Source organism: Burkholderia sp. JKS000303 (assembly GCF_002563755.1).
In the GTDB taxonomy this organism is placed as follows: domain Bacteria; phylum Pseudomonadota; class Gammaproteobacteria; order Burkholderiales; family Burkholderiaceae; genus Burkholderia; species Burkholderia anthina_B.
The window spans coordinates 1,429,057-1,453,241 of sequence record NZ_PDBZ01000001.1; the positions used below are offsets into that span (position 1 = coordinate 1,429,057).

Annotated in this window: 19 protein-coding genes, 1 tRNA gene and 2 riboswitches; of the genes, 12 read left to right on the forward strand and 8 right to left on the reverse strand. The window is 68.5% G+C overall.

Features of this window, described 5'->3' with window-relative positions:
* Positions 1-4: 4 nt before the first annotated feature.
* Positions 5-80: transfer RNA gene (locus BX604_RS06895), tRNA-Arg, on the reverse strand.
* Between the two features lie 250 nt (positions 81-330).
* Between BX604_RS06895 and BX604_RS06900 the strand changes: the two genes are divergently transcribed.
* The gene (locus BX604_RS06900) at positions 331-1,239 is read left to right on the forward strand and encodes a c-type cytochrome (RefSeq protein WP_098550108.1); all 909 of its coding nucleotides are present in this window, start codon (positions 331-333) and stop codon (positions 1,237-1,239) included.
* 130 nt (positions 1,240-1,369) lie between these two features.
* Here BX604_RS06900 and BX604_RS06905 read toward each other — a convergent pair whose 3' ends face one another.
* Positions 1,370-3,457: a UvrD-helicase domain-containing protein gene (locus BX604_RS06905; protein WP_098550109.1), complete on the reverse strand. Its 2,088-nt coding sequence runs from the start codon at positions 3,455-3,457 to the stop codon at positions 1,370-1,372.
* Between the two features lie 277 nt (positions 3,458-3,734).
* On the opposite strand from BX604_RS06905, the gene BX604_RS06910 reads away from it, so the two are divergent.
* The 8 genes from BX604_RS06910 (at position 3,735) to BX604_RS06945 (ending at position 14,057) form a co-directional block, all read left to right on the forward strand.
* Positions 3,735-4,445, forward strand: coding sequence for an SGNH/GDSL hydrolase family protein (locus tag BX604_RS06910; protein ID WP_098552729.1), 711 nt, complete (start codon positions 3,735-3,737; stop codon positions 4,443-4,445).
* A 209-nt stretch (positions 4,446-4,654) separates the two neighbouring features.
* Positions 4,655-5,707 carry an oxidoreductase gene (locus tag BX604_RS06915; RefSeq protein WP_098550110.1) on the forward strand — a complete coding sequence of 351 codons (1,053 nt, stop codon included), beginning with the start codon at positions 4,655-4,657 and terminating at the stop codon, positions 5,705-5,707.
* A 193-nt stretch (positions 5,708-5,900) separates the two neighbouring features.
* Entirely contained in the window at positions 5,901-6,269 is a 369-nt protein-coding gene (locus BX604_RS06920; protein WP_098550111.1) for a hypothetical protein, read from the forward strand.
* A gap of 111 nt (positions 6,270-6,380) precedes the next feature.
* Positions 6,381-6,485, forward strand: a riboswitch (glycine riboswitch).
* 32 nt (positions 6,486-6,517) lie between these two features.
* A riboswitch (glycine riboswitch) is annotated at positions 6,518-6,649 on the forward strand.
* 85 nt (positions 6,650-6,734) lie between these two features.
* The gene (gene gcvT / locus BX604_RS06925) at positions 6,735-7,853 is read left to right on the forward strand and encodes a glycine cleavage system aminomethyltransferase GcvT (protein ID WP_098550112.1); all 1,119 of its coding nucleotides are present in this window, start codon (positions 6,735-6,737) and stop codon (positions 7,851-7,853) included.
* A gap of 125 nt (positions 7,854-7,978) precedes the next feature.
* On the forward strand, positions 7,979-8,359 hold the full coding sequence (gene gcvH, locus BX604_RS06930; protein ID WP_098550113.1) for a glycine cleavage system protein GcvH: 381 nt from the start codon (positions 7,979-7,981) through the stop codon (positions 8,357-8,359).
* Between the two features lie 62 nt (positions 8,360-8,421).
* The gene (gcvP, locus tag BX604_RS06935) at positions 8,422-11,349 is read left to right on the forward strand and encodes an aminomethyl-transferring glycine dehydrogenase (protein WP_098550114.1); all 2,928 of its coding nucleotides are present in this window, start codon (positions 8,422-8,424) and stop codon (positions 11,347-11,349) included.
* 152 nt (positions 11,350-11,501) lie between these two features.
* Entirely contained in the window at positions 11,502-12,638 is a 1,137-nt protein-coding gene (locus BX604_RS06940) for an alginate lyase family protein (RefSeq protein WP_098550115.1), read from the forward strand.
* Positions 12,639-12,668: 30 nt separating this feature from the next.
* On the forward strand, positions 12,669-14,057 hold the full coding sequence (locus tag BX604_RS06945; RefSeq protein WP_098550116.1) for an L-serine ammonia-lyase: 1,389 nt from the start codon (positions 12,669-12,671) through the stop codon (positions 14,055-14,057).
* Positions 14,058-14,126: 69 nt separating this feature from the next.
* On the opposite strand, the gene BX604_RS06950 is transcribed toward BX604_RS06945, so the two are convergent.
* Positions 14,127-14,528 (reverse strand): type II toxin-antitoxin system VapC family toxin, encoded by a 402-nt coding sequence (locus tag BX604_RS06950; RefSeq protein ID WP_098550117.1) that lies wholly within the window; start codon positions 14,526-14,528, stop codon positions 14,127-14,129.
* Entirely contained in the window at positions 14,528-14,764 is a 237-nt protein-coding gene (gene vapB, locus BX604_RS06955) for a type II toxin-antitoxin system VapB family antitoxin (protein ID WP_098552730.1), read from the reverse strand. Before vapB ends, BX604_RS06950 begins: the two co-directional genes overlap by 1 nt.
* A gap of 300 nt (positions 14,765-15,064) precedes the next feature.
* Here vapB and BX604_RS06960 point away from each other — a divergent pair, with 300 nt between their 5' ends.
* Complete coding sequence (locus tag BX604_RS06960) at positions 15,065-16,768, forward strand: thiamine pyrophosphate-binding protein (RefSeq protein WP_098550118.1); 1,704 nt, start codon at positions 15,065-15,067, stop codon at positions 16,766-16,768.
* On the forward strand, positions 16,765-17,856 hold the full coding sequence (locus BX604_RS06965) for a glycosyltransferase family 9 protein (RefSeq protein WP_098550119.1): 1,092 nt from the start codon (positions 16,765-16,767) through the stop codon (positions 17,854-17,856). Before BX604_RS06960 ends, BX604_RS06965 begins: the two co-directional genes overlap by 4 nt.
* Positions 17,857-17,902: 46 nt before the next feature.
* Here the strand turns inward: BX604_RS06965 and BX604_RS06970 are convergent, their stop codons facing one another.
* From BX604_RS06970 to exaC, 3 genes are all read right to left on the reverse strand, one after another.
* The gene (locus tag BX604_RS06970; protein WP_098550120.1) at positions 17,903-18,937 is read right to left on the reverse strand and encodes a helix-turn-helix domain-containing protein; all 1,035 of its coding nucleotides are present in this window, start codon (positions 18,935-18,937) and stop codon (positions 17,903-17,905) included.
* 197 nt (positions 18,938-19,134) lie between these two features.
* Positions 19,135-19,677, reverse strand: coding sequence for a hypothetical protein (locus BX604_RS06975; RefSeq protein ID WP_098550121.1), 543 nt, complete (start codon positions 19,675-19,677; stop codon positions 19,135-19,137).
* 262 nt (positions 19,678-19,939) lie between these two features.
* Positions 19,940-21,466, reverse strand: a complete 1,527-nt coding sequence (gene exaC, locus BX604_RS06980) for an acetaldehyde dehydrogenase ExaC (RefSeq protein WP_098550122.1) — start codon at positions 21,464-21,466, stop codon at positions 19,940-19,942.
* Between the two features lie 326 nt (positions 21,467-21,792).
* On the opposite strand from exaC, the gene BX604_RS06985 reads away from it, so the two are divergent.
* Positions 21,793-22,221, forward strand: a complete 429-nt coding sequence (locus BX604_RS06985; protein ID WP_098550123.1) for a pyridoxamine 5'-phosphate oxidase family protein — start codon at positions 21,793-21,795, stop codon at positions 22,219-22,221.
* A 212-nt stretch (positions 22,222-22,433) separates the two neighbouring features.
* Here the strand turns inward: BX604_RS06985 and BX604_RS06990 are convergent, their stop codons facing one another.
* Positions 22,434-24,056, reverse strand: a complete 1,623-nt coding sequence (locus BX604_RS06990; RefSeq protein ID WP_098550124.1) for an MFS transporter — start codon at positions 24,054-24,056, stop codon at positions 22,434-22,436.
* Positions 24,057-24,185: the final 129 nt, after the last annotated feature.

Below are 24,185 nucleotides of genomic sequence, written 5' to 3' on the forward strand. Positions count from 1 at the left end.
GGCTTGGCGCGCCCGGCTGGGATCGAACCAGCAACCCCTGCCTTCGGAGGGCAGTACTCTATCCATTGAGCTACGGGCGCCTGTGATAGTGAAACGGCCCCAATAAACCGGCCGCCCACCATGGGCAAGACGGCAAGGATACCCGGTTTCCCATGACGCGTCCACCTTCCCGCCGAATCCCCGCCAGCGCGCCATTCGTGCGGGTAAACACGCGCCATCGCGCTGCTCGCCGTGATGTAAACGTTCCGTCTATAATCGTCCGTGCTTCATTAGATTGCCATTTGCCGTTGCACCGCGCTCACAATTCCTATTCACGGAGACGAGGCAAGCATGAGCGAAGCATCCCACGAATCTCCCGTCAAAACTCCCGGGCAGTTGATTGCCGTCATCATCGCGTCGTTCGCGATTCCGATCGCCCTGATCGTCCTCTTTGCCACCTATGCCAACCACGCGTTCCGTTCGGGCGCCGGCACGGATGCGCTATCCGACGAACAGGTCGCCGCGCGTATCGCGCCGATCGCACAGGTCACCGTGAAGGACGCCAATGCGCCACGCACGTACAAGACCGGCGAGGAAGTCTACAAGGCGGTCTGCATAACCTGTCACGGCACGGGCGCCGCGGGTGCGCCGAAGTTCGGGAACAAGGATGACTGGGCACCGCGCATCGCGCAGGGCTTCGACACGCTGCTGAAGACGGCGCTGTCCGGCAAGGGCGCGATGCCGCCGCGCGGCGGCACGAGCCCCGACGACGTCAGCGACTATGAAATCGCCCGCGCGATCGTCTACATGGCGAACAACGACGGCGCGAACTTCCCCGAACCGGCCGCACCGGCCGCGAATGCAGCAACGGCAGCCAGCGGGGCGGCGGGCGCGGCAGGCGCATCGGGCGCCGACACGTCGAACGCGCAAGCCGCCGCCGCGATGGCTGCGATCGCCGCGATTCCGAAAGCCGGCGAAGCGCCCGCGGCCGCGCCGACCAGCGCCGACGCCGCATCGGCCGGCAAGGCGCTGTACACGCAGGTGTGCCAGGCATGTCACGCCGCCGGCGTGCTCGGCGCGCCGAAGTTCGGCAGCAAGGAAGACTGGGCGCCGCGCCTGAAGGATCCGATGGATACGGTCTACAACTACGCGCTGCACGGCAAGGGCGCGATGCCGCCGAAGGGCGGGTCGAACGCGTCCGATGCAGACGTGAAGGCGGCCGTCGACTACATGGTCAACGCAGCGAAGCAAGGCCAGTAACACCGGCAGCACCTCCGCCCACAAAAAACCCCCGCGGTGCACGCGCATCGCGGGGGTTTTGTTTTGCCGGATCACCGCATCGCCGGGGGCGCTCGACCGTCACGCGATCCGCCCGGCGACACGCGCCGCATCACTTCTGCAGCAGCGCCTTCAGGCTCGCGAGCCGATCCTTCGGCGTCATTGGCGCCTCTTCCGGCGTGGGCGGCGGCGCTTCGTCGAGGCCCATCTCCGGGATGAAGCGTGACGGCTCGCACACGACCGTCTCGCGCGCCCGCTTGCGCTTCTTGCACCAGTTCAGGTGCAGGCTGCGCTGCGCGCGCGTGATCGCGACGTACATCAGCCGGCGCTCTTCCTCGATCCGCTCGCTGTCGATCGGGCCGTCGTCCTCGCTGCCGCCGCGGTGCGGCATGATGCCCTCCTCGACGCCGACCAGGAACACGTGCGGATACTCGAGCCCCTTCGACGCATGGACGGTCGACAGCCGCACGGCGTCCGGATCCTCTTCCTTGCCCTCGAGCATCGACATCAGCGCGACGGTCTGGATCAGGCCGAGCAGGTTCTTGCCGGTGTCCGCCAGCCCGTCCGCGTTGTGGAAGCCCTCGGCCTCGCCGTCGACGGCTTCCGACTCGGGCTTGGTGCCCTTGCGCTTGAGCCACTCGAGGAATTCGAGCACGTTCTGCCACTTCGACTGCGCCTGCCGTTCGTCGAACGCGTCGTACAGGTAAGCCTCGTAGTGGATGGCTTCCATCATGTCGTCGAGCACGACGGTCGCGGGCTCCTTGTCCGCGCGATCGGTCAGCCGCTGGATGAAGTCGCAGAACATCCGCAGCGGCTCGACCTGGCGCGCGGACAACCGCGCCTCGATCCCGCCCATGTACACGGCCTCGAACAGCGACACCTTGGCCTGGCCCGCGAACGAGCCGAGCGCTTCGAGCGTGGTGTTGCCGATGCCGCGGCGCGGCGTGGTGACCGCGCGGATGAACGCGGGATCGTCATCGGCGTTCGCGATCAGGCGCAGGTACGCGCACAGATCCTTGATCTCGGCCTTGTCGAAGAACGACTGGCCGCCCGACAGCACGTACGGGATCCGCTCGCGTCGCAGCACCTGCTCGAAGATCCGCGCCTGGAAGTTGCCGCGATACAGGATCGCGTAATCGCGAAACTGCGCGCGCCGCTCGAACTTGTGCGCGGACAGCCGGAACACGACGGATTCGGCTTCATGCTCCTCGTCGTTGCACGGCGTGACGGTGATCGAATCGCCCATCCCGTGCTCGGACCACAGCTTCTTCTCGAACAGCTTCGGGTTGTTCGCGATCACGTTGTTCGCGGCGGTCAGGATCCGCACCGTCGACCGGTAGTTCTGCTCGAGCTTGATCAAGTGCAGGTTCGGGAAATCCTTGCCGAGCTGCGCGAGGTTCTCGAGCGTCGCGCCGCGCCAGCCGTAGATCGCCTGGTCGTCGTCGCCGACCGCCGTGAACGCGGCGCGCTTGCCTGCGAGCAGCTTCACCAGTTCGTACTGGCACGCGTTGGTGTCCTGGTATTCGTCGATCAGCAAGTAGCGCAGCTTGTTCTGCCAGCGGTCGCGCACCTGCTCGTTCTTTTCGAACAGCTCGGCCGGCAGGCGGATCAGGTCGTCGAAGTCGACCGCCTGGTACGCATGCAGCGTCGCGACGTAGTTGCGGTAGACGATCGCGGCCTGGTGCTCATCCTCGTTCGCCGCGATCGCCATCGCCTCGTCAGGCATGATCAGGCCGTTCTTCCACAGCGAGATGATGCTCTGGATCTTGCGGATCAGCCCCTTGTCGGTGGTGCCGAGCTGTTCCTGGATCATCCCGAAGCAGTCGTCCGAATCCATGATCGAGAACTGCGGCTTCAGGCCGACGTGCTCGGCCTCCTGACGCAGGATCTGCACGCCGAGCGAGTGGAACGTACACACGGTGAGCTGGTTGACGGGCACCTTGCGGCCTTCCTTGCCGGGCGTGGTGAGCGTCTTGCCCTCCAGCAGCTTCGACACGCGCTCGCGCATTTCGGCAGCCGCCTTGTTCGTGAACGTGACGGCCGCGATGTGGCGCGGCTCGAAGCCTTTGGCTTCGATCAGGTGCGCGATCTTCTGCGTGATCACGCGGGTCTTGCCGCTGCCCGCGCCGGCGAGCACGAGGCAGGGACCGTCGAGGTAGCGCACCGCTTCGTTCTGAGCGGGGTTGAGGCCTGCGGACATGATGGCGGATGATGTTGCGGTTGACGGCGGGACGCCGGGAGGATGCCGCGCGCGGCGAGCCTGGAATGCAGGCGGACACACGGGGCAGGACGCGCATGTTAACACGTCGGCGCCGCGCATTTCGGGCGCCCCGCCGGGCGGGGCCGTACAGGCAGGGAGGCGTTCCGTCCCCTGTCCGAACGGCCAATCCGGCCCCATGCGCGGCGCGATCGGCCACAATGAAGGCCGTCGGCGCGCCCCCGCGCCGCGCCCGCATGCACGCCACCGGATCGACTTCATGGGATACCCGCTCGCCACCGCCGCCCTCGGCCCGCTGCTCTTCCTCCAGGGGCGCCACGTGCGCCGCGTCACGCCGCGCCTGCCCGAAGCGGCCGGCCCGCGCGACGGCGTCGCCGGCGACGGCCCGCCGCTGCGCGTGCTGGTGGTCGGCGATTCGGCCGCCGCGGGCGTCGGCGTCGCGACGCAGCACGATGCCCTGTCCGGACAGCTGGCGCGCACGCTGGCGGCAACGCACCGGGTCGGCTGGAAGCTGCTCGCGCGCACGGGCCTCACCACGCAGGAACTCGTCGACTGGCTCGCGACCGAGCCGGCCGAGCCGTTCGACGTGGCGGTCACGTCGCTCGGCGTCAACGACGTGACGGGCGGTGTGCCGCCGGCGCGCTGGCAGGCTCAGCAGGCCGAGCTCGTGCGGCTGCTCGCCGCGCGCTTTCGAGTGGGGCACGTGATCCTGTCGGCGGTGCCGCCGATGGAGCGCTTTCCGGCGCTGCCGCAGCCGCTCGCGTGGTATCTCGGGCTGCGCGCGAAACGGCTCAACGCGGCGCTCGCCGATTGGGCCGCGACGCGGCCGCACTGCACGTTCCTGCGTGTCGCGCTGCCGCTCGAGCGCCACCTGATGGCCGCCGACGGCTTCCATCCGGGCGAAGCGGCCTGCTCGGCCTGGGCCGCGCAGGTCGCGAGCGCCGTCCTGCGGCAGCGGGCCGGCGCATGACGCAGGCCGGCGCCGCCCCACCGGTCGGAAGCGCCCGGCGCCATCCGGCGTCGCGCAAAACGCCAGGCTCGCGCGTGCGCCGGGCCGAACCGCGCGTTTTGCCGAATGCGCCGGTACGCGCCGTCGCGCCGTGCCAAAATAGCCGGTCGTGCCCGCGCCTTCGCGGCGCGCGATCCATCCTTTCGTTTCGTTCGCAGCCAGGGATTGCCATGTCGTCATTGCTCAGGATTGGTTTGATGGGTTTCGGTTTCGCCGGCGCGACGTTCCACGCGCCCGTGATCGCCACGAGCGGCCGCACCGAGGTCGCCGCGATCGCGACTGGCCAGGCCGATCGCGCGCGTGCTGCGTATCCGGGCGCGCGCATCGTCCCCGATCTCGATACGCTGCTCGGCCTCGATGACATCGACTGCGTGGTGATCGCCACGCCCAACGACACGCACTTCACGCTCGCGCGTCAGGTGCTCGAAGCCGGCCGCCACGTCGTCGTCGACAAGCCCGTCACGCTCACCGCCGACGAAGCGCTCGCGCTCGCGCGGCTCGCGAATGCACGCAGCCGCCTGTTCGCGCCGTTCCACAACCGCCGCTGGGACGGCGACTTCCTCACCGTGCGCCGCATCGTCGAATCGGGCGCACTCGGCCGGCTCACCTGTTTCACGTCGCACTTCGACCGCTTCCGGCCGACCCCGCGCACGCGCTGGCGCGAAGAGCCCGCGCGCGGCGGCGGCTTGCTGCTGGACCTCGGCCCGCACCTGATCGACCAGGCGCTCGCGCTGTTCGGGCTGCCGGAGACGGTGAGCGCGACGGTCAAGACCCGCCGCGACAACGGCACGGCACCCGACTTCGTGCACCTGCTGCTCGGCTATCCGGACAAGGACGTCGCGCTGCACGCCAGTGCGCTGTCGGCGATCGAGCCCGCCCGCTTCACGCTGCACGGCACGCGCGGCAGCTATCAGAAGTTCGGGCTCGACACGCAGGAAGACCAGCTGAAGGCCGGCCTCACGCCGGACGACGTCGAATTCGGCGGCGGCAATCCGCCCGGCGTGCTGCGCGTGCTCGATGGCGAAGTCGAGGTCGAACGGCCGGTGCCCACGCTCGACGGCCAGTACGCGGAGTTCTACCGCGCGCTCGCCGCGTCGGTGCACGACGGCGCGCCGTTCCCGGTCACGCCGCAGGACGCCGTCGACGTGATGACGGTCATCGAGCTCGCCGCGCAAAGCGAGCACGACGGCCGCCGGGTACCCTTTGTGCGCCGGATGGTCTGACGGTCACCGGCCGGGTCGGTGCCGATCCGGCCGCACCGCCACGCCACGCGCCGGCAGCGCTCACGCGGCGCCACTGCGGTGGTGCCGTTCCCAACATTCCGTTACAAATGGTGCGGGAACGAAAGTCAGCGGCGCGCCGGTCTGACGCGTTTCTCAAAAAGTCGATCCGACACCAAACCGTCAGGAGAATGTGATGCAACGGTTGATTCGCGCAGCGGCATGCTGCGTCCTGGTTTCCACGCTTGCGGCCTGTGTCGTGCAGCCGCAGCGGCCGGTGCGACAAGCGCCGCCGCCCCCACCGCGACCGAACCCGCAAGTCATCGCGAACGATCGCCTGCAGGAGGTCCAGGGCAGGATCGACAACCTGCACCGCCGGATCGATGCGCGCGTGAACGGTGGCTACTACCCGCCGCCGTACGGCGCGCAACTGCACCATCGCCTCGACGTGATCCGCCAGGAATCGAACGACATGTCGGCACAGCACGGCGGCGGCCTGTCCGGCGACGAGCAGCGTGTGCTGAACCAGGAACTCGACACGGCCGCGCGCGCGATCGGCGAGTAACGCCGGCGCCCGCCGGCGACGGGAAAGCGGCGGCGCCCCATGCCGCCGCTTGTCGCGAAGCGACATTTTTTTGCTCAAATTGACAATGCCCACCCGCTCGCGTACAGTCGCCCGCACGCGTCGGGAGAGCGTGTGACCGCGTAGCAAAGCAACGACGGTCGCGCCGCCGAAGGGGCACACCCGCAAACTCTCAGGCAAAAGGACCGACCGCGTCGGGGAATCCCGTCCGCGCATTGCGCGGGCCGCACTCCCCGCACTCTGGAGAGCGGCAGTAGCCCGTTGCACCTATGCAGCACGGGCAAGCTGCCCACCGAAGGGGCGCGCGTTCGCCGGCTTTGCCGCAGCGCAATCTCTCAGGTATCGAGGACAGAGGGGCATGTACCGGATCGCTCGCAGGCCACAGGGCCGCAGTGGTCGGCACATGGCCGTTCTGACCCGCGCGCAAGCGCCTTGCCTGAGGCCTCGATGACTGCACTGAATCACACCCCGCTCAACGCCGCGCACCGCGCGCTCAATGCCCGCATGGTCGACTTCGGCGGCTGGGACATGCCCGTCAACTACGGCTCGCAGATCGAAGAACACGAAGCCGTGCGCACTGACGCCGGCATGTTCGACGTGTCGCACATGTGCGTCGTCGATTTCACCGGCAGCCGCGTGCGCGCATTCTTCGAGCACGCGATCGCGAACAACGTCGGCAAGCTCAAGATCCCCGGCAAGGCGCTCTATTCGTGCCTGCTCAATCCGCAGGGCGGCGTCATCGACGACCTGATCGTCTATTACTTCGCCGAAGACTTCTTCCGCGTCGTCGTCAACGCCGGCACCGCCGAGAAAGACATCGCGTGGTTCAACCAGCTCAACGAGCAAGGCGGCTACGGCCTGACCATCGCGCCGCGCCGCGATTTCGCGATCGTCGCCGTTCAGGGTCCGAACGCACGCGAAAAAGCCTGGACGACGGTGCCCGCCGCCCGCGCCGCCACGAGCGAACTGAAGCCGTTCAACGCCGCGCAGGTCGCCGGCACGCCGTTCGGCGATCTCACCATCGCCCGCACCGGCTACACCGGTGAAGACGGCTTCGAAGTGATCGTCCCGGCCGTGCACGTGGAAGCACTGTGGAACGCACTGCAGCAGAACGGCGTGCGCCCGTGCGGGCTCGGCGCGCGCGACACGCTGCGCCTCGAGGCCGGCATGAACCTGTACGGCCAGGACATGGACGACAACGTGTCGCCGCTCGACGCGGGCCTCGCGTGGACGGTCGACCTGTCGGCGCCGCGCGAATTCATCGGCCGTGCCGCGCTCGAGCGCGACGGCTCGCGCGCCGCGTTCGTCGGCCTGATCCTGCAAAAGGAAAACGGCAAGGCGGGCGGCGTGCTGCGCGCACACCAGAAAGTCGTCACGCCGCACGGCGAAGGCGAAATCACGAGCGGCACGTTCTCGCCGTCGATGCAGGAATCGATCGCGTTCGCACGCGTGCCGGCGGCCGTCCAGATCGGCGACACCATTCATGTGCAGATTCGAGACAAGCAACTTCCCGCGCGCGTGGTAAAACTGCCGTTCGTGCGCAACGGCAAGGTCCTCGCTGCGTAACGACCGAGAAGCGACCGGGAGGCCGCCTCCCGGAAAGCCGGGAAATGGCGCCCGGCGCAACCACACCCGGCGCGCCCCGGCGGCGCGCCAGCATAACGAACACACCTTTTATCCAGGAGCATCCGATGAGCAACGTCCCGGCCGATCTGAAGTACACCGACGAACACGAGTGGATCCGCACCGAAGCAGACGGCACGCTGACGGTCGGCATCACCGATCACGCGCAGAGCACGCTCGGCGACATCGTCTTCCTCGAGCTGCCGCAAGTCGGCAAGTCGGTGAAGGAAGGCGACGCCGTCGGCGTCGTCGAATCGGTGAAGGCGGCATCCGACATCTACTCGCCGGTGTCCGGCGAGATCATCGCCATCAACGAAGAAGCCGTCGACTCGCCGGAAGAAGTGAACAGCGACGCGTACGACACGTGGCTCTTCAAGATCAAGCTCGCGGCCGGCGCATCGACCGACAAGCTGATCGACGCTGACGCCTACAGCAAGCTGATCGACTAATTTTCCTTACCCGAACCGCGCGGGGCCGGCCAGCCGGCCTCGCGCGGGACCAGAGTCACGCCATGAAGCTCGAACACCCGGACCGCCTGATGAACCGCACGCCCCTCTCGCTCGCCGCGCTCGAAACGCACGACGCGTTCGCAGAACGCCACATCGGCCCCGATGCCGCCAGCCAGCAGGCCATGCTCGACACGCTCGGCTTCGCGTCGCGCGCCGCCCTGATGGACGCCGTGATCCCGGCCTCGATCCGCCGCGCCGAAACGCTGCCGCTCGGCCCGTTCGCGCAACCGAAGAGCGAGGCCGAAGCCCTCGCCGCGCTGCGCGCACTCGCGGACAAGAACCAGGTGTTCCGCTCGTATATCGGCCAGGGCTATTACGACTCGCACACGCCGGCCGTGATCCTGCGCAACGTGCTCGAAAACCCGGCGTGGTACACGGCTTACACGCCGTACCAGCCCGAAATTTCCCAGGGTCGCCTCGAAGCGCTCCTGAACTTCCAGCAGATGGTCGCCGACCTGACCGGTCTCGCGATCTCGAACGCGTCGCTGCTCGACGAAGCCACCGCCGCAGCCGAAGCGATGACGCTGCTGCAGCGCACCGGCAAGCCGAAGTCGAACGTGTTCTACGTGGCCGACGACGTGCTGCCGCAAACGCTTGAAGTGATCCGCACGCGCGCGCTGCCGGTCGGCATCGAAGTGAAGACCGGCCCGGCCACCGATGCCGCGCAGGCGAACGCGTTCGGCGTGCTGCTGCAATACCCGGGCGTCAACGGCGACGTGCGCGACTACCGCGCGCTCACCGAGGCCATCCACGCAGCCGGCGGCCATGTCGTCGTCGCGGCCGACCTGCTCGCGCTCACCGTGCTCACGCCGCCCGGCGAATGGGGCGCGGACGTCGCGGTCGGCAACACGCAGCGCTTCGGCGTGCCGATGGGCTTCGGCGGCCCGCACGCCGCGTATCTCGCGGTGCGTGACGAATTCAAGCGCCAGATGCCGGGCCGCCTCGTCGGTGTGACCGTCGACGCGCAGGGCAAGCCCGCGCTGCGCCTCGCGCTGCAGACGCGCGAACAGCACATCCGCCGCGAGAAGGCGACGTCGAACGTGTGTACCGCGCAGGCGCTGCTCGCGATCATGGCGAGCATGTACGCGGTCTACCACGGCCCGCACGGCCTGAAGACGATCGCGCTGCGCGTGAACCGCATCGCGGCGCTGCTCGCGGCCGGCGTGAAGCACCTCGGCTTCGCGACCGTCAACGACACGTTCTTCGACACGCTGACGATCGACACCGGCGCGCGCACCGCGCAGGTCCATGAACTCGCGAAGGCGCAGCGCATCAACCTGCGCCGCGTGAGCGACACGCAAGTCGGCGTGTCGGTCGACGAAACGACGACCCGCGACGACCTCGCCGATCTCCTCGCCGTGTTCGCGCAAGCCGCCGGCGGCACCGCGCCGACCGTCGACGCGCTGGACGCAGGCCTCGCCGGCGTCGCCGCGCTGCCGGCCGGCCTCGCGCGCACGAGCGCGTACCTGACGCACCACGTGTTCAACCGTCACCATTCCGAAACCGAAATGCTGCGCTACCTGCGCAGCCTGTCGGACAAGGATCTCGCGCTCGACCGCTCGATGATCCCGCTCGGCTCGTGCACGATGAAGCTGAACGCGACGTCGGAAATGCTGCCCGTCACGTGGCCCGAATTCGGCCAGATCCACCCGTTCGCACCGGCCGAGCAGACCGTCGGCTACCGCGAGATGATCGACCAGCTCGAGCAGATGCTCGTCGCGGCCACCGGCTACGCGGCCGTGTCGCTGCAGCCGAACGCCGGCTCGCAGGGCGAGTACGCGGGCCTGCTGGTGATCCACGCTTACCACGCATCGCGCGGCGAAGCGCATCGCGACGTGTGCCTGATCCCGGCCTCCGCGCACGGCACGAACCCGGCCTCCGCACACATGGCCGGCATGAAGGTCGTGGTCGTCGCGTGCGACGCGCAGGGCAACGTCGACATCGCCGACCTGAAGGCGAAGGCCGAACAGCATTCGAACGACCTCGCGGCGATCATGATCACGTATCCGTCGACGCACGGCGTGTTCGAACAGAACGTCCGCGAGATCTGCGAGATCGTCCATGCGCACGGCGGCCAGGTGTACGTCGACGGCGCGAACATGAACGCGATGGTCGGTCTGACCGCGCCGGGCCAGTTCGGCGGCGACGTGTCGCACCTGAACCTGCACAAGACCTTCTGCATCCCGCACGGCGGTGGCGGCCCGGGCGTCGGCCCGGTCGCGGTCGGCGCGCACCTCGCGAAGTTCCTGCCGAACCAGCGTTCGACCGGCTACACGCGTGCGGAAGACGGCATCGGCGCGGTGTCGGCCGCCCCTTACGGTTCGGCGTCGATCCTGCCGATCTCGTGGATGTACATCGCGATGATGGGCGCGAAGAACCTGACCGCCGCCACCGAAACCGCGATCCTCAACGCGAACTACATCGCGAAGCGCCTCGCGCCGCACTACCCGGTGCTGTATTCGGGCCCGGGCGGGCTGGTCGCGCACGAGTGCATTCTCGACCTGCGTCCGCTCAAGGAAACGAGCGGCATCAGCGTCGACGACGTCGCGAAGCGCCTGATGGACTACGGCTTCCACGCGCCGACGATGAGCTTCCCGGTGCCGGGCACGCTGATGGTCGAGCCGACCGAATCGGAATCGCAGGAAGAACTCGACCGCTTCATCGCCGCGATGATCGCGATCCGCGATGAGATCCGCGCAGTCGAGGAAGGCCGCGCCGATCGCGAGGACAACCCGCTGCGTCACGCGCCGCACACGGCCGCCGTCGTCACCGCGAACGAATGGCCGCACGCGTACTCGCGCGAGCAGGCTGCGTACCCGGTCGCATCGCTGGGCACGAACAAGTACTGGCCGCCGGTCGGCCGTGCGGATAACGTCTACGGCGACCGCAACCTGTTCTGCTCGTGCGTGCCGATGTCGGAATACGCATAACGCCTGCCGCACACCGGAGTCCGGCCATGACCAAACCGCACGCAACCGCCGGTTGCGTGCGGTTTTTGCGTTCATCTCCCGACCATCCGGTTCACGCTCGTCCGCCAATCCGGCTAACATCAGACGCGATCCAGCCAATCAAGGAGTTCCGCATGGTGCGTCCGATGTTTCCGGGCCATGGTGCAGTGCCGAAGCGGGCGCGCACGCGCCGTTTCGCGCCGCTGCTCGTCGCGTCGCTGTCGTTTGCCGCCGCCGGCCTCGGCGCGGCCGGCAATGCGCAGGCCGCGATGAATTTCTGCGCGGCGCCCGCGTTGCAGGCCAGCGAGACGACGCAGGCCGAGCCGGGCGTGCAGGCGCTGATCCGCAGCGTCGACGCGCACATCGGCGACCAGCCGAAGGCGATGGCGCGCGTGCACACCGAGGGCACGCTGCCGCACGAAGGCATCTACGACCAGAGTGCCGAAGCGCTGAAGGACATGGAGCTGATGCGCGACGCCGCGCTCGCATGGCGCGTGACCAATGCGCCGCGCTATCTGCAGCTCGTCGACCGCTTCCTGTCTGCGTGGGTTTCGACTTACCAGCCGAGCTTCAACCCGATCGACGAGACGCGCTTCGACAGCCTGATCATCGCGTACGACATGACGGCGAGCGCGCTGCCGGTGAAGACCCGCAACGCGACGGCGGCATTCATCGCGAAACTCGGCGCCGGCTACGTCGCGCAGGTGGACGCGCAGAAGCGGCCGCTCACCGGCACCTGGCGCAACAACTGGCAGAGCCACCGGATCAAGCTGATCGCGCTGTCCGCGTTCACGCTCGGCGACCGCAAGATGATGAACGCGGCACAGCGGCTGTTCGTCGAGCATCTCGCCGACAACATCGGCCCGGACGGCAAGACCTGGGATTTCGACGAACGCGATGCGCTGCATTACGCGGTGTACGACCTGCAGCCGCTGGTGACGGCCGCGCTGGCCGCGCGCCGCTTCAACCGCAACTGGCTGCGCGAGCGCGGCGCGAACGGCGCGACGCTCGCGGCGGCGCTCGACTGGCTCGTGCCGTATGCGCTCGGCGAGAAGACCCACGAGGAATTCGTGAATTCGCCGGTGCCGTTCGACGCGAAACGTCGCGAAGCCGGCTTGCCCGGCTACACGGGGCAGTGGGACCCGAAAAACGCCACCGAACTCTTTCATCTGGCCGCGCGGCTCGACGGGCGCTATGCCCGCGTCGCGCGCCAGCTATCCCCCATGCCGCCCGCATGGCTCGCCGCGTGCCTGCCATTGCAGGCGCGGTAGGATTATTCTTAAAGCAAGGCAGGTATCAAAATGGCAGTCAGCGTGTTTGACCTCTTCAAGATCGGCATCGGTCCGTCCAGTTCGCATACGGTCGGACCAATGCGCGCGGCGCTGATGTTCGTCCAGGGCCTCGAGCGCGACGGGCTGCTCGACGCGACGGCCAACGTGAAGGTCGAGCTGTACGGCTCGCTCGGCGCAACCGGCAAGGGCCACGGCACCGACCGCGGCGTGATGCTCGGCCTGCTCGGCGACGCGCCCGACACCGTCGATCCCGAGACGATCGACGCGCGGCTCGAGGACATCCGCAAGACCAGGCAGCTCGCGCTGCTCGGCACGCATCCGGTGCCGTTCGTGCTCAAGGAGAACATCGCGTTCTACCGGCAGGCGCTGCCCGAGCACCCGAACGGGATGAAGCTGCGCGCGTCCGACGCGAACGGCACGGTGCTGGTCGAACGAACCTACCTGTCGGTCGGCGGCGGTTTCGTCGTGACGGCCGGCGCGCCGAACACGAAGGTGCTGAGCGCGGCCGAGCAGATGACGCATCCGTTTCGCACCGGCGCCGAGCTGCTCGCGCTGACCGAGTCGACCGGCAAGTCGATCGCGCAGCTGATGTGGGAAAACGAGCGCACGTGGCACACCGAGGAAGAAACGCGCGACGGGCTGCTGAAGATCTGGGCCGTGATGCAGTCGTGCGTGTCGCGCGGCTGCGGGATCGGCAACCCGGAAGCCGACGGCAACCTGCCCGGCCCGTTCCAGGTCAAGCGCCGCGCGCCGCAACTGTATCGCGCGCTGACCGGCAACCCGGAGCGCGCGCTGCAGGATCCGCTGTCGATGGTCGACTGGATCAACCTCTACGCGATCGCCGTCAACGAGGAAAACGCCGCCGGCGGCCGTGTGGTCACCGCGCCGACCAACGGCGCAGCCGGCATCATCCCGGCCGTGCTGCATTACTACACGCGCTTCACGCCGGGGGCGAACGAGCAAGGCGTGATCGACTTCCTGCTGACGGCTGCCGCGATCGGCATTCTTTACAAGCTCAACGCGTCGATTTCGGGTGCGGAAGTGGGCTGCCAGGGTGAAGTGGGCGTCGCGTGCTCGATGGCGGCCGGCGCGCTCGCGGCCGTGCTCGGCGGTACGCCGCGCCAGGTCGAGAACGCGGCCGAGATCGGGATGGAGCACAACCTCGGCCTCACCTGCGATCCGGTCGGCGGGATGGTGCAGATTCCGTGCATCGAGCGTAATGCGATGGCATCGGTGAAGGCCGTCAACGCCGCGCGCATGGCGCTGCGCGGCGACGGCTCGCACTATGTGTCGCTCGATTCGGTGATCAAGACGATGCGCGAGACGGGCGCCGACATGAAGACGAAGTACAAGGAAACGTCGCGCGGCGGGCTGGCGGTGAATATCGTCGAGTGCTGATGTCTGGCGCCGGCGGTAACGCGGGGCGGATCGATACCCCGCATTACCGCCGGACAATGACACCCGACGCTAGTCGCTCAGCCAATTCTCCAGCCGCAATCCCGGATAGCTGACGAAATCCCGCTCGTTGTTGGTCACGAGGACGACGTCGAGCGACACCGCATGTGCGGCGATCAGTTTGTCGAGGTGATCCTTCTTCCGCTCGCGCGTGGCCTCGCGAACCGGGCCGTACGCTTGCGCAGCCGCGACGTCGAACGGCGCGACAGGAATATCGTCGATCAGCGCGGCAAGATTGCGGCGCTCCCGTGCAGGACTCGCGCACACGGCGACACCGTACTCCAGCTCGGCGTACGTGATCGCCGACATCACGACGTCCCCCGTGTAACACTGCGCAAATCGTCTCGCGACCGGCTCCGGCTGATGCCTCATCAAATAGATGCACATGTTGGTGTCGAGCATGTAGCGCGGCATCACCAACCCTCGCGTTCGGTCTGCTCCTGATCCCCACGCCCTTCGGTCATGAAGTCCGGCCCGAACTTCGCGAATGTCTGGAGTACATGGGTCAAAGGCCGCCGCTTCGGCCGAATACGGATTTCGTCACCGACGCGCTCGATTTCCAGCTCGATATCGCTACGCTCATAGGCGAGGTCGGCAGGAATCCGCACGGCCTGCGAGTTGCCGTTCCGGAATACCTTCGTGGTATGCATGTCGATCTCCGCTCGGATGTACACAGGATGTACATTATCCGATGCGGTCTGCGATGTAAATCCATGTGTGTACATAAGCCTTCCAATGGCGTTCCGTTCGTCGATTGGCCGTGAAGCACCGATTCGCCGCTGAACGCCCACTTTTCACCATCGCCTCCGTGTGCACAAGCTGGCCGTTCGGCCAGCCGAAGCCGGCGCGTGGAACACGTGCTGCCCGAATCGCTCCGCGTTCCGACACTTTTCAACGGCCGGCGTACGGGCGTAAGCTGTACGTCCCGCTACCCAGGGAGACGGCAGCCCATGTCGCATTCCAAGGATCTCGAGCCGCGCGCCACCACCGGCGCACGCTTGCTCGTCGATGCGTTGCTCGCCAATCACGTCGAACGGGCGTTCTGCGTGCCGGGCGAGAGCTTTCTCGCCGTACTCGATGCGCTGGCGGACGACACCGCGCGCATCCAGACGGTCGTCTGTCGCCACGAAGCGGCGGCCGCGAACATGGCGGAGGCGGTCGGCAAGCTGACCGGCCGCCCCGGCATTGCATTCGTCACGCGCGGGCCCGGTGCGACCCATGCGTCGATCGGCGTGCACACCGCGTTTCAGGATTCGACGCCGATGATCCTGTTCGTCGGCCAGTGCGCCCGCGAGCACCTCGACCGCGAAGCCTTCCAGGAAATCGACTACCGCCGGATGTTCGGCCAGATGGCGAAATGGGTCGCGCAGATCGACGACCCGCGCCGCATTCCCGAATACCTAAGCCATGCGTTCCACGTCGCGACCTCCGGCCGCCCCGGCCCGGTCGTGATCGCGCTGCCGGAAGACGTGCTGTCCGAAGCATGCGCGCCGCAGCCGGTCGCGCCGGCCGCGAAACGCATCGCGGCGTCGCCGTCGGCCGCGCAGCTCGACGAGCTGCGCGAACGGCTCGCGCGCGCCGAGCGGCCGTTCGTGATCGTCGGCGGCAGCGGCTGGACGCCCGATGCGTGCGCGAACCTGCGCACCTTCGTCGAGCGCTGGCAGGTGCCGGTCGCATGCGCGTTCCGCTTCCAGGACACGTTCGACAACGCGCATCCGAACTACGCGGGCGACGTCGGCCTCGGGATCAATCCGGCGCTCGGCAAGCGCATCCGCGAGGCCGACCTGCTGCTCGTGATCGGGCCGCGCCTCGGCGAAGCGACGACGGGCGGCTACACGCTGCTCGACATCCCGAAGACCCGCCAGACGCTGGTCCACGTGCACCAGGGCGCGGATGAACTCGGCCGCGTGTATGCGGCCGACCTGCCGATCGTGTCGGGGATGCCCGAGATCGCGGCGCCGCTCGCCGCACTCGAACCGCCGGCGCAGCCGGTGTGGGCCGGCACGGCCGCCGACGCGCATCGCGCGTACCGCGAATGGCATGCGCCGCTGCCGATGCCGGGCGACGTCCAGCTCGGCGACGTGATGGTGCAACTGCGCGAGCGCCTGCCGCACGACGCGATCCTGACCAACGGCGCCGGCAACTACGCGATCTGGCTGCATCGCCACTTCGCGTACCGGCACTTCCGCTCGCAGCTCGCGCCGACCAGCGGCGCGATGGGCTACGGGCTACCGGCAGCGCTGGCCGCGAAGTCGCTGTACCCGTCGCGCGCCGTCGTCGCGCTCGCCGGCGACGGCTGCTTCATGATGGCCGGCAACGAGCTCGCGACCGCGATGCAGTACGGGCTGAACATCGTCGCAATCGTCGTCAACAACGGGCATTTCGGCACGATCCGCATGCATCAGGAGCGCAACTATCCGGGCCGCGTGCATGGCACGGGGCTCACGAACCCCGATTTCGCCGCCTATGCGCGCGCGTTCGGCGCGCATGGCGAGACGGTCGAGCGCACCGCGGACTTCGCCCCCGCGCTGGAGCGCGCGCTGACCTGCGGGTTGCCGGCGCTGATCGAGATCCGCATCCCGCAGGACGCCAGCACGCCGGCCGCGACACTCGAGCAGATTCGCGAACAGGGCCGCCGCGCACGCGGCGAATGAGCGTGGACAGGCGTGCCGCGCCGGCTGGCCCCGCGTTGTCGCACGACGACGCGCTGGCGCATCCCGGCACGCTGCTCGCGCCCGACGGCACGCTCGTCGCGCCGTACGACATCGAGCACGGCACCGGTCGCGCGGAAGGCCACGTGCCGGCCGCGCCGGCGCTCGGCCTGCTGCACGCCGCGCATCGGCCGTTCCGGCTCGACTACGACCGCGAGACGGACGTGCACGTCATCAACGGGATGGGCGTCGCACTCGGCGATTCGGTGATCGGGCTGACCGCGCTCGCCGCACTGCGCGCCCTGCATCCGGGCCTGAACTTCACGCTGTACCGGCCGGCCCGCGCGCCGCGCTACGTCGACGCGCTGTATGCGCTCGCCGCCGACGTCGTCGCACCATCGCGCCAGTTGCCATGCGCCGTCGAAACGCTGCCCGCACACGCGCCGTGCATCGATCTCGGCAATCACCTGTACTGGCCCGCATTCGCGCGGCTGCCGATGATCGACTTCTTTCTCGACGCGCTCGGCGCGGATCCGGCCGCCGTGCCGGCCGCCGCGAAGCGCAATCGCTGGCTCGCGCAGTTGCGCCTGCCCGCGCTGCCGGCCGAATGGCGGCGACCGTACGTGCTGTTCTGCCCGAACGCGAGCACCGCGGTGCGCAGCGTGCCGCCGGCGCTGCGCGCGGCGTTCGTCGAACAGCTGGTGCAGCGCTACGGGCTGCCGGTGGTCGGGTTCGGCCCCGTCGCGCATCCCGCCTACGTCGACGTGAGTCGCGACGCGACCGACACCGCGTGCTTCATTGCATGGATCAAGGGAGCGAGCGCGCTGTTTGCGCCCGATACGGCCGCACTGCATCTCGCCGACGGCTTCGACGTGCCGACGCTCGGCTGTTTCACGACGATCGCGCCGGCGCTGCGCGTGCGCGACTATCCGCACTGCGCACCGGTTGCGCTCGACGTGCCGGGCGAATTGCACGGACTGCATCGCAGCGAGCGACCGGACGATCTCGCCGCGGTCGACGCCACTTACCGGGCGATCGACTGGGATGCGCTGCCGTGGCCGGCGCCGCGCGAAGCGGCGGCCAGCGCCTGACAGCGAAACGGAACGCGGCAGCGGCATCCACGCGCGGCCGCGTAGCTCACCCGGCAGCCACCATCGCCACGCGGTCGCGCAGCGTTTCCGACGGCCGCTTGCCGAACAGCCGCCGGTAGTCGGTCGCGAACTGGCTCAGATGCCAGAAACCCCACGCTTCCGCGACGTCCTGCACCGAACCCGCCGCCCGCCCGCACAGGTCGCGCCGCGCACCGTTCAGCCGCAGCGTGCGCAGATAGGTCGCGGGCGCCATGCCGAGCACGTCCTGGAAACAGTACTGCAGCGTGCGCCGGCTCACGTGAAGCTGCTCGCACAGCTCGGGCACGCCGACCGGCCGCGTGCGATGGGCGAGCACGTATTCACGTGCCTGCTCGACGATCCAGCGCCGCGTCGACGGTGCGCCGCCGGCCCCGTCGTCCGCCGGTTGCGCGCACGCGTCGAACAACGCAGCCAGCACGTCGGCCTGCAGGTCGTCGCGCTGCGCGTCCGGCAGCGGGCCGTTCACGGCCGCCGCGCCGTCGAGCCGGCGGCCGAGCAGTGCACACAGGCGCGCGAGCCGCGTGTCGCCAACCTGGATCACGTGCTGCGTGAACAGCCGCTCGTCGAGCGCGCGATGTTCGACCTCCTCCGCATAACGGCGCAGCACGTCGCCGCGCACGACGACGCCATAGATAGAGAACTGCGCGGGCGTCAGCAATTCGAATTCGACGTTGCCCGGCCGGAACGCGAGCGCGCCGGGCCCGATGCGGCACGCGTCGACGCGCGCCGTGCCGTCGCTGACCAGCGGGACGCCGAACCAGTACGCGTCGCCGCGCACTTCGCACGCCTGGCGCAGCAGGTGGCTGGTCGATTCGCGAAACAGCTTCATCGTGTCGAGCGGCAACTCGGTCAGCGTGCCGACGAAGCGGCCGGCCGCGAGCTGGTCGTAGGTCTGTCGCCAGCCGATCAGGTTGCGCGCCTGCTCGTCGGCGTCGTGCGCGACGCTGACCACGGCCTGGCCGGCCAGCGCGTCGTCACCCTGCGCGCTGCACCACGTATCCTCGGCCGTCGGCTCGTCGATGCACTCCACTCGTTGATCCATCGTGTTCTCCTCACCTGCCCGGAACCGCGTCCATCACGCAAGTCCCGTGCCGAACCGGGCGGTCCGGCGACAAGCCCGTCATTCCACGCTGCCCGGCCGATGCCCGCCATGCGGGCGCACCCGGAGACGGCGTGCCGCGCACCACGCGGGTGCGACATATGCACGGCCGGCGGCTGGCGGTTGCGAGAAGCAGCGGGCTACGCGCCGGGACGCAACCGCACGACCCGCGTGCCGCAGTTGCCGTACGCCTGCACGACCGCCAGTTCGACGATCGGGCTGCCGGCCGGCCAGGGCGCCGCGTCCGCTTCCGGCAGATCGGTACGCAACGTCGCGCGGCCGTTGATCCGGTAGCGGATGCCGCGCACGAAATCGATGAACAGCAACCCGACGCCGCTGCCGTCGCAGGCGAGCGCATCGATCCGCTCGCCTGCGCCGCGCATCGGCAGCGCGAAGCGCAGCGTCTTCGTGTCGATCACGCGCACGACCGGCCACAGGTCGCCGTTCGCGTCGCGCATGCTCTGCACGATGTCGCAGGTCACGTGCGCCGGCCCGCCGCTCGTCGCGCCGACGAACATGAACGGCTGCGATTCGACGAACTGCCGCACGCCGATGCTCAGCCGTGTCGTCACGACGTCGCTCATCCGCTCGGCTTCGTCAGCGACACCGAACCGGTGATGCGCGTCGAGCTCACCCGCATGAAACACCGGGTGGCGCGGATAGGATCGGGGCGGTTCTGTCATGCTGGTTTCCGTCAGGCCCGTCGGTGTACCCCGTACGGCTACCGATGCCGCGAGTCGAAAGGCGAAAACGGCGACGTGCCGGACGAACGGTCGTCGGCGCATTGCGTCGGTGCGGGCGCCGCTCGACGGCCCGACAGGCATCGTCCGGCCGTCGAACCTTCCGCGACATCCGCCGCCGGCCGCAACCGGCCGCAACCGGCAACCGTACCGGCCAGCGTTGCGCTGCTGGCCGGCTCCGGCACGTCGCCGCCTGCTTCAGCGATCAGAAGAACCCGAGCGCCTCGGCCTGGTAGCTGACCAGCAGGCACTTTGTCTGCTGATAGTTCGACAGCGCCATCTTGTGCGTCTCGCGACCGATGCCCGACTGCTTGTAGCCGCCGAACGCCGCGTGCGCCGGGTACAGGTGGTAGCAGTTGGTCCACACGCGGCCAGCCTCGACCTCGCGGCCCATCCGGTACGCACGCGTACCGTTGCGCGTCCACACGCCCGCGCCGAGCCCGTAGAACGTGTCGTTCGCGAGTTCGATCGCTTCCTGCTCGTCCTTGAACGTCATCACCGACGCGACCGGCCCGAAGATCTCTTCCTGGAACACGCGCATCTTGTTGTTGCCGAGCAGCATCGTCGGCTTCACGTAGTAGCCCGTGCCGAGCTCGGCCGCCGGCGCCGTGCGCTCGCCGCCCGTCAGGCATTGCGCGCCTTCGTCGCGGCCGATGTCGATGTACGACAGGATCTTGTCGAGCTGCTGCTGCGATGCCTGTGCGCCGATCATCGTCTGCAGGTCGAGCGGGTGGCCGGCCTTGATGCGCTCGACGCGCGCCACCGCCTTCTCGATGAAGCGTTCGTAGATCGATTCCTGGATCAGGATCCGTGACGGGCACGTGCACACTTCGCCCTGGTTCAGCGCGAACATCGCGAGCCCTTCGAGCGCCTTGTCGAGGAATGCGTCGTCCTGGTCGAGCACGTCGGCGAAGAAGATGTTCGGGCTCTTGCCGCCGAGCTCGACCGTCGACGGGATCAGGTTGTCGGCCGCCGCATGCAGGATGTGCTTGCCGACCGGCGTCGAACCGGTGAACGCGATCTTCGCGATCCGCTTGCTGGTCGCGAGCGCCTCGCCCGCTTCCTTGCCGAAGCCGTTGACGATGTTGATCGTGCCGGCCGGGAACAGGTCGCCGATCAGCTCCATCAGCACCAGCACCGACGCGGGCGTCTGCTCGGCCGGCTTCATCACCACGCAGCAGCCGGCCGCGAGCGCCGGCGCGAGCTTCCACGCGGCCATCAGCAGCGGGAAGTTCCACGGAATGATCTGCCCGACGACGCCGAGCGGCTCATGGAAGTGATAGGCGACGGTGTTGTCGTCGATTTCCGAAATGCCACCTTCCTGCGCGCGGATGCAGCCCGCGAAATAGCGGAAGTGGTCGACCGCGAGCGGCAGGTCGGCTGCCATCGTCTCGCGCAGCGGCTTGCCGTTGTCGATCGTCTCGGCCACCGCGAGCAGCTTCAGGTTCTTCTCCATCCGGTCGGCGGCGGCGAGCAGCAGGTTCGCGCGCTCGGCCGCCGACGTCTTGCCCCACTTGCGGCGTGCGGCATGCGCGGCGTCGAGTGCGACGTCGATGTCGTCGGCGCTCGAGCGCGGCACGCGGCAGAACGGCTTGCCGTTGATCGGCGACACGTTCTCGAAATACTCGCCCTTCACCGGCGGAACCCACTTGCCGCCGATGTAGTTGTCGTACTGCTGACGGTACGGATATTCGACGTCGAGGCCCAGTTGTTTCAGGTCAAACGGATTCATACATGTCTCCTGTTCATCGTGCTTGGCTTGTGTTGAATACAGCGCCGGTTGGATCGCGCTGCACCGTTCACGCAACATGCGTGCCAAACGAAACCGGGATGGAACAGGAACGGTGCGCCCGGCCGCTCGCCGCAGGCGCGGCTCGCGCGCGATGAACGGGTGTACCGATTCTGAACACCGCGCCGGCACACCGGCGCGGCAGGTGTTCGGATTTTCCACAGTGCCGATACGCAGCGGCGCATCGCGTGTGACGCCCGCTGCGTGGCATGTCGCTTGCGTGCTGGCGCTGTATTCGCACGCATCGGCCACACACACCGACCGACACCATGAACGACCCCGGCCCTCTGAGCGACAACGCCATCGCGTTCATCCGCGAGCAGGCATTCCTGATCGTCGCGACCGCCAATACTGCGGGCGACAGCGACTGTTCGTACCGCGGCCGGCAACCGCGCGCGGACGGGACGTTCTGTCCGCTCGTCGACCTGCCCGATCGTCGCACGCTGGTGTTGCCCGATTTCGCCGGCAACAACCTGTTCAACACGATCGGCAACCTGCTCGTGAATCCGGCCATCGCGCTGCTGTTCGTCGATTTCGTCGGGCAGACGACATGGCTCGTGCAGGGACGCGCGACGATCGACGAGGATGCGGGAAGCCATGCGCACCTGTGGCCCCATGCGCTGCGTTATGTGGTCGTTGAAGTGGACCGTGCGCATGTGCGGGCCGACGAAGCGCTGCCGCCGCTCGTGCTGGCCTGACGCGCGGCGTTCTCGCTTTTTGCCGCTGTCGAAACAGCGCCGCAGACACCGCGTCGCCGCGACGCGTACCGACGTGATACGTCGAGTGGCGCAATGCAACGCTCGAGGATTCGCACACGATGCAGATCGTCAATGCGCGCTGACGGTGAGGACGAAATGCGCGAATGCCCCGCGCACCATTACCGCCGTACCAACTCCCGACGACACACCACTCATCGCCCACTCGTCTCCGCGCAATCCGCGTCGGTCCGGCAACGCACCGACGCGTCGACATGCGGATGGGCCCCTGCATCCTCCTGCGCGTCAGCGTCGGCCTCCACCGCCCGCGCGCCGAGAAACGCGAACACCACGCCTGCGCACAGCACCGTCACGACCGCCAGCCCGATCAGCAGCCGATCGAACGCATGCGTATAGCTCGCGAGCAGTGCCGCATGACCGACACCCGGCAACACGACGGCCGCACCGGCGAGATCGCCGGTCGCGAGCCGCGCGGCCGCGCGCAGCGTCGTGTCGGCCGCGCCTGATGTACCGGCCGCCGCCTGCGACAAGTCGGCATGCGCGAGCGCTGCCAGCACTGCCCCGACGATCGCGAGCGCGATCCCTTCGCCGGCCACGCGAGTCGTGCTGAAGATTCCGGTCGCCATCCCCGCCCGCTCCTTCGGCACGACGCTGACCGACAGCCCGTCCATCAGCCCCCACGGCATCCCGGCCCCGACACCGATCGCGAGCATCGGCGCGATCGCCGCCGGTCCCGCGCCGCCGCGCAGCGCGATGCCCAGCCATACGAGCCCCGTGGCCGCGATCAGCAGCCCGATCCCGGAGATCACGCCGGGCGACAGCCAGCGCGCGAGCGTCGCCGCCACGAGCGGCACGACCAGCATCGGCGCGGAAATCGCGAGCATCAGCCAGCCCGCGTCGATTTCGCTGAAGCCGTCGATGCCGATGAAGCGCAGCGGCAGCACGACGAGCAGCACGATGTAGCAGCAGCAGGTCGACACCGGCAGCACCTGCACGCCGACGAAACGGGCAATGCGAAACAGCGACAGGTCGAGCATCGGCCGCGCCACCCGCGTCTCGATCGCGACGAACGCCGCCGCGCCGAGCGCCGCGCCCGCCAGCAGCGCGACGACGAGCGGATCCGCCCAGCCGCGCGCGGGCGCCTCGATCACGCCGAACGTGAACAGCGTCAGCGCCGTGGTGAACGCTGCGGTGCCGGGCCAGTCGAGCCCCGTTGCATGCGGATCGCGCGACTCGTGCATGCGCGGCAGCCCGACGCCGAGCGACAGCGCGCCGGCCACCGCGCCCGTGACGAAGATCGCGCGCCAGCCGTAGTGCGCGATCAGGCAGCCGGCGAGCACGGGCCCGAACGCGAGCCCGATCCCGAAGGTCGTGCCGAGCAGGCTGAATGCACGCGTGCGCGCCGCGCCGTCGAACTCCTGCGCGAGCGCCGCCGTGCCGCCCGCGAGCGCCGCGGCCGCCGCGAGCCCTTGCGCGGCCCGCAGCAAGTCGACCGCGAGCATCGACGGCGCGAACGCGAGCGCGACCGACATCAGCGTGAAGCCGCCGACGCCGATCGCGAACACGCGCTTGCGGCCGAACTGGTCGGCGAGCGCGCCCGCCGCCATCAGGCAGCTGCCGAACGCGAGCATGAATGCATTGGTGATCCAGTTCATCGCGACCGGCCCGCCATGCAGGTCGCGGCCGATCGCGGGCGTCGCGACCGCCCCGCCCGAAAACGACAGCGGCAGCGCAACGGCGGCCAGGCAGACGGCGGCCAGCACCCACGCACGCCGGCGTGCCGACTGCGTCGACGCGGCTGAAAAAGGCTGATCCATCATCGCTCCTCGAAAAGCCGGCGCGGACGCGCCGTCAGAGCGACAGAAGATAAATCCGATTCAATCCGCGAAAAACCATGCGAAGCTCCGTACATAACGGACTAAAATTCCGTAATTGCCCCGTACCGG

Bases quoted from the DNA above. Each gene is read 5' to 3' on its own strand.
- BX604_RS06950 (WP_098550117.1), bottom strand. From the start codon at position 14,528: ATGCCGCGCTACATGCTCGACACCAACATGTGCATCTATTTGATGAGG.
- BX604_RS06960 (WP_098550118.1), top strand. From the start codon at position 15,065: ATGTCGCATTCCAAGGATCTCGAGCCGCGCGCCACCACCGGCGCACGC.
- BX604_RS06915 (WP_098550110.1), top strand. From the start codon at position 4,655: ATGTCGTCATTGCTCAGGATTGGTTTGATGGGTTTCGGTTTCGCCGGC.
- gcvT (WP_098550112.1), top strand. From the start codon at position 6,735: ATGACTGCACTGAATCACACCCCGCTCAACGCCGCGCACCGCGCGCTC.
- BX604_RS06905 (WP_098550109.1), bottom strand. From the start codon at position 3,457: ATGTCCGCAGGCCTCAACCCCGCTCAGAACGAAGCGGTGCGCTACCTC.
- vapB (WP_098552730.1), bottom strand. From the start codon at position 14,764: ATGCATACCACGAAGGTATTCCGGAACGGCAACTCGCAGGCCGTGCGG.
- gcvH (WP_098550113.1), top strand. From the start codon at position 7,979: ATGAGCAACGTCCCGGCCGATCTGAAGTACACCGACGAACACGAGTGG.
- BX604_RS06945 (WP_098550116.1), top strand. From the start codon at position 12,669: ATGGCAGTCAGCGTGTTTGACCTCTTCAAGATCGGCATCGGTCCGTCC.
- BX604_RS06975 (WP_098550121.1), bottom strand. From the start codon at position 19,677: ATGACAGAACCGCCCCGATCCTATCCGCGCCACCCGGTGTTTCATGCG.
- BX604_RS06965 (WP_098550119.1), top strand. From the start codon at position 16,765: ATGAGCGTGGACAGGCGTGCCGCGCCGGCTGGCCCCGCGTTGTCGCAC.
- BX604_RS06900 (WP_098550108.1), top strand. From the start codon at position 331: ATGAGCGAAGCATCCCACGAATCTCCCGTCAAAACTCCCGGGCAGTTG.
- BX604_RS06990 (WP_098550124.1), bottom strand. From the start codon at position 24,056: ATGGATCAGCCTTTTTCAGCCGCGTCGACGCAGTCGGCACGCCGGCGT.
- BX604_RS06920 (WP_098550111.1), top strand. From the start codon at position 5,901: ATGCAACGGTTGATTCGCGCAGCGGCATGCTGCGTCCTGGTTTCCACG.
- BX604_RS06940 (WP_098550115.1), top strand. From the start codon at position 11,502: ATGGTGCGTCCGATGTTTCCGGGCCATGGTGCAGTGCCGAAGCGGGCG.
- BX604_RS06985 (WP_098550123.1), top strand. From the start codon at position 21,793: ATGAACGACCCCGGCCCTCTGAGCGACAACGCCATCGCGTTCATCCGC.
- gcvP (WP_098550114.1), top strand. From the start codon at position 8,422: ATGAAGCTCGAACACCCGGACCGCCTGATGAACCGCACGCCCCTCTCG.
- exaC (WP_098550122.1), bottom strand. From the start codon at position 21,466: ATGAATCCGTTTGACCTGAAACAACTGGGCCTCGACGTCGAATATCCG.
- BX604_RS06910 (WP_098552729.1), top strand. From the start codon at position 3,735: ATGGGATACCCGCTCGCCACCGCCGCCCTCGGCCCGCTGCTCTTCCTC.
- BX604_RS06970 (WP_098550120.1), bottom strand. From the start codon at position 18,937: ATGGATCAACGAGTGGAGTGCATCGACGAGCCGACGGCCGAGGATACG.